General features: G+C 64.9%; 10 protein-coding genes and 2 pseudogenes. 2 read left to right on the top strand and 10 right to left on the bottom strand.

Annotated elements, in window-relative coordinates:
• Nucleotide 1 precedes the first annotated feature (1 nt).
• Together AUL31_RS09740 and AUL31_RS09735 are read right to left on the bottom strand one after the other, a co-directional pair.
• Nucleotides 2–960, bottom strand: a pseudogene (locus AUL31_RS09740) (aliphatic sulfonate ABC transporter substrate-binding protein).
• A 123-nt stretch (nucleotides 961–1,083) separates the two neighbouring features.
• Nucleotides 1,084–1,914 carry a MetQ/NlpA family ABC transporter substrate-binding protein gene (locus AUL31_RS09735; RefSeq protein ID WP_073469136.1) on the bottom strand — a complete coding sequence of 277 codons (831 nt, stop codon included), beginning with the start codon at nucleotides 1,912–1,914 and terminating at the stop codon, nucleotides 1,084–1,086.
• Between the two features lie 329 nt (nucleotides 1,915–2,243).
• Between AUL31_RS09735 and AUL31_RS09730 the strand changes: the two genes are divergently transcribed.
• Both AUL31_RS09730 and AUL31_RS09725 read left to right on the top strand, forming a co-directional pair.
• Nucleotides 2,244–3,176 carry a sulfurtransferase gene (locus tag AUL31_RS09730; protein WP_039188269.1) on the top strand — a complete coding sequence of 311 codons (933 nt, stop codon included), beginning with the start codon at nucleotides 2,244–2,246 and terminating at the stop codon, nucleotides 3,174–3,176.
• Nucleotides 3,177–3,185: 9 nt separating this feature from the next.
• Nucleotides 3,186–4,415, top strand: a complete 1,230-nt coding sequence (locus AUL31_RS09725; protein ID WP_060605054.1) for a YeeE/YedE family protein — start codon at nucleotides 3,186–3,188, stop codon at nucleotides 4,413–4,415.
• A gap of 21 nt (nucleotides 4,416–4,436) precedes the next feature.
• Here AUL31_RS09725 and AUL31_RS09720 read toward each other — a convergent pair whose 3' ends face one another.
• From AUL31_RS09720 to AUL31_RS09685, 8 genes and pseudogenes are all read right to left on the bottom strand, one after another.
• Nucleotides 4,437–4,949 carry a cupin domain-containing protein gene (locus tag AUL31_RS09720; RefSeq protein WP_060605051.1) on the bottom strand — a complete coding sequence of 171 codons (513 nt, stop codon included), beginning with the start codon at nucleotides 4,947–4,949 and terminating at the stop codon, nucleotides 4,437–4,439.
• Nucleotides 4,946–5,569, bottom strand: a complete 624-nt coding sequence (locus AUL31_RS09715; protein ID WP_060605417.1) for a glutathione S-transferase — start codon at nucleotides 5,567–5,569, stop codon at nucleotides 4,946–4,948. The genes AUL31_RS09720 and AUL31_RS09715 overlap by 4 nt, the downstream gene beginning before the upstream one ends.
• A 31-nt stretch (nucleotides 5,570–5,600) precedes the next feature.
• Nucleotides 5,601–6,720: pseudogene (locus AUL31_RS09710) on the bottom strand (LLM class flavin-dependent oxidoreductase).
• 10 nt (nucleotides 6,721–6,730) lie between these two features.
• Nucleotides 6,731–7,855 (bottom strand): LLM class flavin-dependent oxidoreductase, encoded by a 1,125-nt coding sequence (locus AUL31_RS09705; protein WP_060605048.1) that lies wholly within the window; start codon nucleotides 7,853–7,855, stop codon nucleotides 6,731–6,733.
• Nucleotides 7,852–9,033 (bottom strand): acyl-CoA dehydrogenase family protein, encoded by a 1,182-nt coding sequence (locus AUL31_RS09700; RefSeq protein WP_060605045.1) that lies wholly within the window; start codon nucleotides 9,031–9,033, stop codon nucleotides 7,852–7,854. Before AUL31_RS09700 ends, AUL31_RS09705 begins: the two co-directional genes overlap by 4 nt.
• The gene (locus tag AUL31_RS09695) at nucleotides 9,026–10,546 is read right to left on the bottom strand and encodes a tripartite tricarboxylate transporter permease (RefSeq protein ID WP_060605043.1); all 1,521 of its coding nucleotides are present in this window, start codon (nucleotides 10,544–10,546) and stop codon (nucleotides 9,026–9,028) included. The genes AUL31_RS09700 and AUL31_RS09695 overlap by 8 nt, the downstream gene beginning before the upstream one ends.
• 7 nt (nucleotides 10,547–10,553) lie before the next feature.
• The gene (locus tag AUL31_RS09690) at nucleotides 10,554–11,078 is read right to left on the bottom strand and encodes a tripartite tricarboxylate transporter TctB family protein (protein WP_060605040.1); all 525 of its coding nucleotides are present in this window, start codon (nucleotides 11,076–11,078) and stop codon (nucleotides 10,554–10,556) included.
• Complete coding sequence (locus AUL31_RS09685) at nucleotides 11,062–12,087, bottom strand: Bug family tripartite tricarboxylate transporter substrate binding protein (protein ID WP_060605036.1); 1,026 nt, start codon at nucleotides 12,085–12,087, stop codon at nucleotides 11,062–11,064. The genes AUL31_RS09690 and AUL31_RS09685 overlap by 17 nt, the downstream gene beginning before the upstream one ends.
• Nucleotides 12,088–12,132 lie beyond the last annotated feature (45 nt).

The raw sequence follows: 12,132 nt of genomic DNA, 5'->3' as shown, positions 1-12,132 counted from the left end.
CTCACTGGCCCAGATTGTCGAAGCGCCTGTCGATCAGGTCGGCCACCGTGCCATCGACATCGACGTCGGCGGCGATCACCCCGGCCGATTGCAGCGCCTTGCCTGCCTCTGAAATGGTCTGCGCCTGTGCGTCGCCGATGGTGGAGTGGGACAGGTCGGTGCGCTCGAGCTGGCGTTCGATCACCGCGTCGGGCAGGCCTGTTGCGGCGACAAGCAGCGCCTGCAGATCTGCCGGGTTGGCCAAAGCTTCCTGCCGCGCCTGCTCGTAGACGGCAAGGACGCGCTGCACGAGCGCCGGATGCTCTTCTGCGAAATCCTCCCGCGTGTTGAGGACGCCCCAGGTATTGGCGTCGGCGTTGCGGAAGAAGAGCCGGCGCCGTCCTCCACCTCTGCCGAAGCCATCAGCGGATCGAGGCCGGCCCATGCGTCGACGTCACCGCGCAGAAGTGCCGTCTTGCCGTCGGCGTGCTGAAGCAGCACGAGGTTGAGGTCGCGCTCGGAAAGGCCGGCATCCGACAGGGCCCGTACCAGGAAGATGTGCGGGTCGGTGCCGCGCGTTACCGCGACGGTCTTGCCCTTCAGGTCCGCCACGGCGGAAATATCGCTGTCGCCCTTGGTGACGAGCGCGGTCCATTCGGGCTTGGAGTAGACATAGATCGACTTGACGGGATTGCCGTTGATCCGCGCCAGGAAGGCTGCCGAACCGGCAGTCGAGCCGAAGTCGATGGATTGCGCGTTCAGGAACTCCAGCGCCTTGTTGCTGCCGGCAGACTGCACCCAGCGGATCGATATGCCGTCCGCCTCGAACTCCTTTTCGAGAAGGCCCTTTTCCTTGAGAAGGATGGAGACCGGGTTGTAGGTGGCCCAATCGATGCGGATCTCTTCCACGTCGGCGGCCTGCGCCGTCGTCGCCGCGAAAAGGGCGGCTAGCCCGGCGAGCATGGTTCCTAGGCGTTTCATGATGGCGGGCCCCCTTCGTCGTCAATGAGCCCTCAGGCTAGCCGCGGCGACGAGACCTCGCCTAGAAATAGTCTATTAATTTTATCGACTTTCAGAACAATTCTTGCCTCGCTGCAGGTGCGGCTAGCGGTTTTCCCATGGCAGGGAATAAAGGGCGTCATTGTCGGCATAGGCCCGGCTGATCTCGGCGCGGACGGCCGGCGACTGCTGGTAGATCTGTATGAAGCGCGCGATGTCGGCGTCGTCGGCATTGTCCTTGCGCGATACGAAACGAATGGCGAAATCGCTGTCAGCCACGCCGGAATAAAGCAGGGCAGAGCCGGCGATCTCAGGCTTGCCCGCGTTGACGTAATGGGCGGGGTAGCCCTGCGCCAGATCGACGTCGTCGAGCGCACGAACGAGCTGCGGACCCTCGATCTCGATCAACTCGATGTTCCGGGGGTTGGCGACGATGTCGTCCAGCGTTCCACGAGAGGCGACACCGTCCCGCAGCGTGATCAGCCCGGCCTGTGCCAGCAGCAGCAGGCCACGCCCCTGGTTGACCGGATCGCTGGCCACGCCGACACGCGCACCCTCGGGGAGTGCGTCGAAGCTTGGGTAGCGCGTGGAATACAGACCGATATTGGGCAGCAGCCCCAGCCCGACGCTGACCAGCTCATAGCCCGTCTCGGCAATGGCATTGTCCAGAAAGGCCTTGTGCTGGAAATAGTTGAGATCGAGATCGCCGGCGTCGAGCGCGAGGTTTGGCGTGGTCCAGTCGCTGAACTCCACCACCCGTACGTCGAGCCCGGCGCCCCGCGCCTCGTCTGCCGCCACCTCGATGGAATCGGCAAGGGCGCCCGGCGTCACGCCGATCACGAGCTCATCGGCCATCGCGCCCATCGGCACGCTGAGCATGGCCGCAACCAGGGCGCTTCGCAGTGCCGGTCGGGCCGGCCGTATAATTCTGATCATCTTGACTACTCTTGAGCTTGGAGGGCGGGCAGGCATCGCCGGTCCCATCCGGCGACGCTGGACAAGAAGGCTAGGCGGGATCGGCCCGCCTGGAAAAGAATAATCTATCGATCTTATAGATTTTTAGGGAAAGGCATCCCTTATTGGCTCGGGAGGCCGCAAAGCCAGGCAGAGCAGCGATCTCGCCGCCCACGCGTTTGTGATGAATCGTGAGCGCCCCTTGGCCATGGCTGACCAAAAATCTCCAGTGCTTTGGTATATTTTGCCTCGCGGCCTGTCGGCCAAGCGCCCTAGCCTGTTCCTCCCAAGCGCAACCTCGGAGAGACAGAATGAGACACAATGGGGCCGTTGCGGCCGTCGCTTTTGCATTTTCGCTTTATGCGGGCTCAACCTCGGCGCTGGCCCTGGACGTGCCGGACGGGCCGCTCGTCACCACCGAATGGCTGGAGGCCAATCTGGGCGATGACGCGCTTCGCCTCGTCGAGGTTTCCGTAGAGCCCGGTGTCTTCGAGCGCGGGCATATCGAAGGCGCGCAGAACGTCGTCTGGCACACGGACCTGGTGGATCCGGTCAAGCGCGACATCGCCAGCCGCGAGGATTTCGAGGCCCTGGTGCGCAAGCTCGGCATCGACGAGCAAAAGACCGTCGTGCTGTACGGCGACAACAACAACTGGTTCGCGGCCTGGGGCGCCTGGGTGTTCGATACCTATGGCATCGACGTGAAACTGCTGGATGGCGGCCGCAAGAAATGGGAGGCCGAAAACCTTCCGCTATCGACCCGCGTCGCTTCGGTGGCCGCAACGAGCGTCGAGCTTCCCGAGCGCAACGAGGCGCTGCGCGCGCGCCTGTCGCAGGTGCTGGATGTCGTGAACGGCGAGGAAGACGCAACAATCGTGGATATCCGCTCGGCCGACGAATATTCGGGCCGCATCTTTGCGCCCGAAGGCTCGCAGGAATTGACGATCCGCGCCGGCCACGTGCCAGAGGCGATCAACGTTCCGTGGGGCACGGCCGTTGCCGAGGACGGCACGTTCAAGCCGGCGGAAGAGCTGCGCAGAATCTATGCCGAGAAGGGGATCGACGGTTCGAAGCCCATCATCGTCTATTGCCGCATCGGAGAACGCTCCAGCCACACATGGTTTCTGCTGAGCAAGATTCTCGGCTACGATGTGCGCAATTACGATGGCTCATGGACAGAGTATGGCAACTCGGTCGGATCGCCGATCGTCAATGTCTCGAACACGGTGTGGACCGGAAAGTAAAACCGGGCGATGACGACTCGTTCGCAGAAAGCAGATTACGCGACGCCCGGCAGCCTTGTGGTTGCCGGGCGTCGCCTCGTTCCCGTCGGCATCGCTGTGGCGCTCATCGCCGCAGGGCTTGCCCTGTCATGGAGCGGCGCGGGCGACGGCCTGGCACTGTCGCTGACATTCGGCGCGATCTTCGGCCTGGTGCTCCAGCGTGCCCGCTTCTGTTTCTATTGCTCGATCCGCGAGTGCATCGAAGAGAAAGAGCCTGACGGCGTGCTCGGCATCCTGGTGGCGCTGGCTGTCGGGATGGCGGGCTATGCCGTCGTCTTCGGCGCCTGGATGCCCGACCCGGCAACGGGCCGTCTGCCGCCGGACGCCTTTATCGGCCCGGTTGCCTGGAGCCTCGTCCTTGGCGGGCTTGCCTTCGGTGCCGGCATGGCGATTTCCGGCTCGTGCCTCTCGGCGCATCTGTATCGGCTGGGCGAGGGGTCGCCGACCGCTCCCTTTGCGCTGGCGGGAGCCTTCCTCGGCTTTATCCTGGGTCTGGCAAGCTGGAACAGCCTTTACCTCGCCATGGTGGTGGATGCGCCGACCGTATGGCTGCCCGCGCATCTTGGATATGCCGGCTGGCTTATGGCGTCTCTGGCGCTTCTTGCTGTCGTCGCGTGGCCGCTGGTGTTCTGGCACTCCAACAGGCGAACGCAGACGCGGGCTGGCCTGGCCCGGCTTGCCGACGATCGGCTGAAGCCGGTCAAGGTGCTGTTTATCGGGCGGTGGCCAGGCTGGATCGGCGGCATCGCCGTGGGCGTGCTGGGCATGGTCGCCTATCTGCGCGTCGCGCCACTGGGCGTGACGGCCGAACTTTCGGCGCGTGCACGCGCGGTGGGCACGGATGTCGGCCTTGTTCCGGGGCAATTGCTTGGCCTGGACCGCCTGCGCGGCTGCATTTCCATCGTTGCAGACGCCCTTTTGTCCAACAATGGCCTGTTCATCCTGGGTCTCGTTTCGGCCAGCTTCGCGGCGGCGATATCGAGTGGGCAGTTCACGCCGCAACGGCCTCGCATGGCCCATGTCGCAAGAGGGTTGGGCGGCGGCATCCTGCTCGGATGGGGGGCGACGACCGCGCTCGGCTGCTCGGTCGGTACCCTGATGTCCGGCATTCATGCTGGTGCGCTGTCGGGCTGGGTGTTTGCCCTATCCATGCTCGCGGGCATCGTGCTGCTGCGCGCACGCGCCCTCAGTCGTCGCTGATCTTATGACGCGCAGACACCGCTATGGATGGCGGTGGATCGGGTCTACCCAGTAGACCTCTTCCGGCTTCTCGACCGGGTCGACATCGGTGATGTTGACCACGACCGCCTCGTTGTCCGAGCGGACCAGCACGCATTGCAGCGGTTGGGTGGGATCGGCATTGATTTCCTGGTGCGGCACGAAGGGCGGCACGAAGATGAAATCGCCGGGCTCTGCCTCTGCCACGAATTCGAGCCGGTCGCCCCACCGCAAACGCGCACGGCCGCTGACGACGTAGATGACGCTTTCCAGCTCGCCATGGTGATGCACGCCGGTCTTGGCGTCGGGCGCGATGCTTACCGTGCCCGCCCAGATTTTCTGTGCACCGACGCGCGCGGCGTTGATGGCCGCCTGGCGGAACATGCCGGGTGTCTGCGGGGTGTTCGAATCCAGCGCGTCGCCCTTGATGACCCGGATGCCGTCATGCTTCCAACGTGGCTCGTCATCCGTGTGTGGATGGGTGTGGTCGTGGGTCAATGATGCCTCCTCGGTCATGCCGGTACCGGAGCTTCCGCCCCCGTCTGGCGGATACTCTCATGATTTTCGATTGTGGCGAACCATGCGGCGGCATGGGGATGCTCCGAACGCCAGTCCAACTCGCGGAAGCGCAGGTCCAGATAAAGGAGCGCGCAGGCCAGGGTGATGGTGCCTATATCCAATGCCGTGTCGAAGGCCGGGGCGGCGGCATCGATTGCCGCGAGCGCGGACCGGATCTTGTCGAACTGGCGCTCCTGCCAGAGTGCCCAGCGCAGCTCGGCGGGGCGGGCGGTGGCTTCATAGCGGATCAGCAAGGCAGCATCGAGCAGGCCATCGCCGAGCGCCTGCCGGGCCAGTGCCTGCCAGCGGCCTTTTCCGGCGGTGGGGAAAATCCGCTGATCCCCCGAGCGTGCCGCAAGATATTCCGCGATGACGCGGCTGTCGAACAGAACCAACCCTTCCGACGTGATCAGCGTCGGCACTTTGCCGAGCGGGTTGTGCGAAACGATGGCGCTGTCCCGATCGATGGGATGCGGGGCCGCGGGGATGATCTCGATATCGCCTGCCTGTCCCGTTTCATGCGCGACGATCATGACCTTGCGGGCATAGGGCGAGGTGGCGGAATGATACAGCTTCACGGTTGCGTCTCCGTTGCTCAGGGTCTGGCGCTCACTCGGCCGCGGCTTTTTGCCGGCGCTCGGCAATGATCTGCCGGGCACGCGGCAGCAGTTCGCGGCCGTATTGCACCGCGTCGACGAGTGGATCGAACCCGCGCAGCAAGAACTTGCTGATACCGATCTCGTAATAGTCGGCCAGGGCTTCGGCCACCTGGTCGGGCGTGCCGACGAGCCCGGTCGAATTGCCGCTGGCGCCCGTCAGGGCTGCAATACCCGTCCACAGGCATTTGTCCAGGCGCGGCCCCTTCGCTGCCGCTTCCAGCAGGCGGCGGGACCCTTCGTTCTGCGGCAAAACGCTCGGGTCCCGTGCCTTGCGGGCATTGTTGGGGTGCGCGTCCATCCCCGCCTGCCTGCCGCAGGGCTTTCGCCCGTTCCAGGATGGCCTCCGCCTTGGCCCACGCCTTTTCTTCCGTGTCCGCAAGCACCGGCCGCAGCGACAGGCTGAATGCGGGCTTCCGGTTGAATTTGGCCGCCGCCGTCCGAACCCGGCCGGCAAGCTCGCCCACCTGCGCATAGGTTTCGCCCCACAGCGCATAGATGTCGGCATGCTGGCCCGCAACCGCTATGGCGGCGTCGGACGCCCCGCCAAAGAACACCGGAATGCCACCCGGCTGGTTCGGCTTCACGTCGCCGAAGCCCTGCCGGACGCGGTAATAGGCGCCGTCATAGTCGAAGGGCGTTTCGCTGGACCATTCGCGGCGCAGGATGTCGATATATTCGGCGGTGCGGGCGTAGCGCTCGTCCTTGGTCAGATGGTCCCCGTCCTGCGCCAGCTCGGCATCGTTGCCGCCGGTGATGATGTGGACGGCGACACGCCCTCTGGAAAACTGGTCCAGCGTCGCCAGTTGCCGGGCGGCCAGCGTCGGCGCGGTAAAGCCCGGCCGATGCGCGATCATCAGCTTCAGCCGCTGTGTGACGGAGGCGACATGCTGGCCGATCAGGATGCTTTCGGCCGACGTCGAATGGAAGGCGACGAGCGCCCGGTCGAAACCGACATACTCGTGGGCCTTCGCCACCGTCTCGATATGGTCGATATCGACTGCGGGGCCGGTGCGACGGACAGATTCGGACGAATTGAAATGGCCGACATAGCCGATAAATTCGATACTCATGGGTGGTCTCCTACTCGGCAGCGATGCCGCGGGCCGTGTCCCGTGCGGCGGCCAGGGCCCGAATGCGCGGCAGTAATTCGCGGCCATACTGAATGGCGTCGACCAACGGGTCGAAGCCGCGGATAAGAAAGCGGGTGACGCCCAGTTCGTGATAGGCGGCCAGCGCATCGGCCACCTGATCGGGTGTGCCGACGAGGGCCGTGGTGTTGCCTTGCGCCGCCGTGAGTTGGGCGATCCCGGTCCACAGGCACGTATCGAGGCGCGTCCCCTTTGCGGCGGCCGCCAGAAGGCGGCGCGACCCTTCGTTGGGCGGGATTTCGCCGGTCTTGCGCTTCTGGCGGATGTTGTGCGGCGACTTGCCGTCGCCACCGGCGGTGCGCAGGGCCGTGGCCCGCGCCAGGATGTCGTCGGCCTTCGCCCAGGCCTTGGCTTCGGTATCGGCCAGCACCGCGCGGATCGAGACGCTGAAGGCGGGAGAGCGTCCGAAAGGGGCGGCGGCGGCGCGAACCCGCGCAATGAGCTCGGCCACCTGGTCGAGGCTTTCGCCGTAGAGCGCATATGTGTCGGCATGCTGGCCGGCAACCGCTATGGCGGCGTCGGACGCCCCGCCAAAGAACACCGGAATGCCACCCGGCTGCCTCGGCTTCACGTCGCCGAAGCCCTGCCGGACGCGGTAATAGGCGCCATCATGGTCGAAGGGCGTCTCGCTGGACCATTCGCGGCGCAGGATGTCGATATATTCGGCGGTGCGGGCGTAGCGCTCGTCCTTGGTCAGATGGTCTCCGTCCTGCGCCAGCTCGGCATCGTTGCCGCCGGTGATGATGTGGACGGCGACGCGCCCTCTGGAGAACTGGTCCAGCGTCGCCAGTTGCCGGGCGGCCAGCGTCGGCGCGGTAAAGCCCGGCCGATGGGCGATCATCAGCTTCAGCCGCTCTGTGACGGAGGCGACATGCTGGCCCACGAGGATGCTGTCGGCGGAATTGGAGTTGAAGGCGACGAGCGCCCGGTCGAAGCCGACATACTCGTGGGCCTTGGCCACCGCCTCGATATGGTCGATGTCGACCGCGGGGCCGGTGCGCCGCGCGACCTCGGAAGAATTGAAGGCGCCGACATAGCCGATCAGCTCGATGCTCATGGTTCTGCACTCCAACGGGAAAGCGCTTGCCGACCGGATGCGGCAAGGGCGGAATCGTCCTGGGGCGTGTGGATCCGCCCGCACAGGACGTCGCGGAAATGCCGTTCCAGCGGGTTGTCTCGATTGATGCCGTGATTGCTGCTCAGCTTCACGCACTGTTCCACCACGGCAATCGCATTCTCGGTGACGATCACCTTCAACAGGGCCGAATCCTCGGCGGGCGGCGCCAGGCCGTTATCGACATCCCTTCCGGTGCGCTCGATGAGGCTGCGGTTGACCAGGAGGCGCTTTTCGATTTCGCCGACGGCCTCCTGAAAGCGGGGCAGGGTGGCAAGCGGCGCTCCAAGGCTTGCCGGCTTGCGTTCATTCAGGAAGGTAACCAGCCAGTCTCTGGCGGACCGCGCGATCGCATCGTAGACGGCAGCAAGAAGCGTCCCATGCCAGGCGGCCTCTATGGGTTCCTTTCCCTTCCACTGGTCTGGCGTCCGGAGATCGGCAGCGTAGCGGGCGGGCACGGTGACCTTGTCGAAGATGACGTCGTGGCTGGCGGTCGCGCGCATGCCGAGCGCGTTCCAGCTTTGCTTGATATGCGTGCCGGGGCTTCCCGCCGGCACGACGAAACGCCCGACGCGCGGAACCGCCTCGTCGGTCTTTGCCCAGACGAGCATCCATCCAAGCGCGGTAGACCCCGTCGAATAGATCTTGTGCCCGCTGATTTCCCATCCTGAGCCGGTGGCCCTGGCGGTCGTGAGCGGCAGGCCGCCACGCGCGGGCGAGCCGAGTTCGGGCTCGACACGCAGCGAGTTGATGAGCGCGCCTTGCGTTGCCCCCGATCCGACCACCTCGTCCACCAGAGCAGGGTCCCAGCGGCCGCGCGGAATGGCGGCCAGATTGGTGTAGTGCATGAAAAGGATCAGCGCGGTGGACGGCTCGCCCCCGGCAATGGCGCCGATTACCGCCGCCGCCTCTGCCAGGCCGGCGCCCCGCCCGCCGAGCGGGCCCGGCGCCGTCAGGCCCATGAGGCCGGCCTGCCGCAGCGCCTTGAAATTGGCGACGGGCAGTTCCGCCGTCCGGTCGTGCAGTGCGGCGGTCCGGGCAAAGGCCCGGGCCAAAGAGAGCGCCGTTTCGACGGGATTGCCTGCCGGGGCGGGACGGAAGAGGCTGAGGGTCTCAGGCATCGACCGCGTCCTCCACCAGTTGGCCCTTGGCCCGGGCTTTGGTGAGTGCCGGCAGGAGCAGCGAAGCGAAAAGCGCCAGCACGCTGAGGGCCAGGAACAGGATGGTGATCCCGCTCGAGACGAAGATCGAAAGCGAGCCGCCGGAAATCGTCATGGACTGGCGAAAGGACTGCTCCATCATCCCGCCCAGGACGACCGCCAGGACCAGCGGTGCGGTGGGTATGTCGAGCTTCCTGAACGCGTAGCCCATCAGCCCGAAGCCGAAGACGATATAGAGATCGAAGACGCTGCTGTTGACGGCGAACACACCGATGGAGGCGATGGCGATGATGAGGGGGAACAGGATCCCCGTCGGGACACGCAGCAGCTGAACGAACAGGAAGATCAGGGGCAGGTTGAGCACGAACAGGACGATGTTGCCGAGATACATGCTGTTCACCAAGCCCCAGAACAGCTCGCTATGCTGGTTGATCAGCAGCGGACCCGGCTGGATACCGAGGATCACGAACGCCCCCAGAAGCACCGCCGTCGCGCCCGAGCCGGGCAGGCCGAGCGCCAGAAGCGGCACCATCGATCCCGCCGAGGCGGCGTTGTTGGCCGCCTCCGGGCCGGCGACGCCCTCGATCATCCCGGTGCCGAACTTATCCTTCTCCTTCGATATCGCCCGTTCCAGATTGTAGGAGAGCATCGTCGAGATGGTGGCTCCGCCGCCGGGCAGCACGCCCTTGACGAACCCGATCGCCGTTCCGCGCAGGATCGGAAAGATGGAGCGTCGCCATTCGTCAGCGGTGAGCCACAGCCGGCCGGAAATCGGCACCATGCGAACGGGGTTGCGGAAATGGTTTTCCAGGCCGGTGAACACTTCGGCCAGGGCAAACAGGCCAACCGCCGCCAGAATGAAATCGACCCCGTCGAGCAGTTGCGCATAGCCGCCCGTAAAGCGCGGCATGCCGCTTTGCAGGTCGATGCCCACCGTGGCGATAGCCAGTCCGAGCAGCATCGAGAGCATGCCGCGCGCAACCGTACGCCCCCCGAGCGAGGCTGCCGACAGCATCGAGAAGACCATCAGCGTGAAATATTCTGGCGGCCCGAACTGCAGCGCAAGCTGGGCAAGGGGCCGCGCCAGCAGGCTGAGCAGGATGATGCCGATCGTGCCGGCGATGAACGAGCCGATTGCCGAAACCGCCAGTGCGGCGCCTGCGCGGCCTTTCCGCGCCATTTGGTAACCATCGAGCGTCGTCATGACCGACGATGCCTCGCCGGGCGTGTTGATCAGGATGGAGGTGGCCGAACCGCCGTACATGGCCCCGTAATAGATGGCCGCGATCATGATGAGCGCGCTGACGGGCTCCATGCCGAAGACGATCGGTATCAGAAGCGCCATCCCGGCAGAGGGACCAAGCCCGGGCAGGATGCCGACGATGGTGCCGAGCAGGCATCCGATCACCACATGCATCAGATTGCCCGGCTGCAAGGCGACGAGTAGCCCGTCAAGCATGGTGGAGGCGTTCATCGCGCTCTCAATTCAGAAACGGTACGCCCGGAAGGAATACTTCCAGGTAGTGATCGAACAGCACGAAGGTGGCGGCCGAGAAGGTGACCGCAACGATGGCGCTTCGAACAAGCCGCCGACCGTCGAACACGACGATCAGCCCGAACAGAAACAGCGTGGTTGCCACGATGTAGCCTGCGACATCGAAAACGAGGAAGTAGAGCAGCGTCCAGCCCATCACGCCGGCCGCGATGCGCCAACGCGGGTCGCGGATATCGAAGCGCTCCTTGCCGGGTTCCGTGCCGCGAAACAGCAGCAGCCCCTCGAAGAACAAGCCGACCGCGCAGGCAAGCAGGGCCGCCCCGATCAGGTAGGGGAAAGCCTTCGGACCCACGGGGTCGCTGAGTTGCGGCGTTACGATCTGCGATGCGGCCCTGATATAGGCCACGGCGAAGATGGCGGACAGCGCCGCCAGCCAGAAGCTGGCCTTGGCCTGGAAAGGCAGCCGGGCGCGCGCCGCCGGGCCGGCCCGCTGCTCAATGTCCTGCGACATTGAGGCCGAGCTCCTTGTAGATCGCCGCATATCGCTCGTTTTCGGCAGCGTAGAAGCGCGCCGCGGCCTCGCTGTCGAGGTAGCGCTCGTTCAGGTCGCTTCTCTCCACCTCGGCCTTCCATTCCGGCGTTTCCACGAGATCGGCGAAGGTGGTGTCCCAGAAGCGGATCTGTTCCTCGGTCAGGCCCTTCGGGGCCACGATCCCGCGCCAGGCGTAGATTTCCGAGTCGATGCCCAGCTCTTTCCAGGTGGGCACGTCGGCCAGCACCCCGCCCGCACGCTCTGCCGAAGAGACGGCGATGATCTTCATGTCGCCGGATTCGACGAAAGGCAGGATCGGCTGGGGCGAGGATACGACCACGTCGATCCGCCCGCCAAGTGCCGCGGTGATCGCCTCGGAGTTTCCGTTGGAGAAGTTGACCGTCTTCAACTGGCCGCCCTTGACGTCGACCCCGGCGTCCCGCGCCAGCATCAGGGTGGCGATGTGCTGGACGGTGCCGAGGCCGGTGGCCGTCGAAAAGACCACCGAAGCCGGATCGGTCTTCAGCCGATCGAGCAGATCCTGTGCGGAGGAAATGCTGGACGAGGTCGGCACCGAGAAGATGACATTCTCGTCGTACAGCAACGCGATCGGGGTGAAGTCCCTGTAGGTGATCGGGCTTCGGCCCAGAAGATTGTTGGTGATCAGAGGCGTATTCACGAGCTGGATGATCTCGCCCGAACCGACATGACCGGCCGTGTAGGTCAGCGCCAGCGCATGGCCACCGCCCGGCTTGTTCAGGACGATGCTGTTGGACGGGATCTTTCCGGCCTTTGTCAGCCAATCCAGGATCAAGCGTGCATTCCGGTTCAATCCGCCCTCGGCGGCGTTCGTCCCCAGAACGATCTCCACGCGCTTCTCGGGCTTCCAATCCTGTGCCAGCGCGGGCATGGCAGCGCCGGCCACGAGCCCGATCGCAACGGCGTATGCGGAACGCCGTGCAGCGGTGAAAATGCTTCCAATAGCCATGTCTTGCGACCGTCCTTTTTATCTACTTGATCGCTAGACTGAGGA

The sequence above is a fragment of the Aureimonas altamirensis genome (assembly GCF_001463885.1).
In the GTDB taxonomy this organism is placed as follows: Bacteria; Pseudomonadota; Alphaproteobacteria; order Rhizobiales; family Rhizobiaceae; genus Aureimonas; species Aureimonas altamirensis.
Note: the sequence above shows the minus strand (reverse complement) of the source record. Positions and strands in the feature narration are given on the sequence as shown.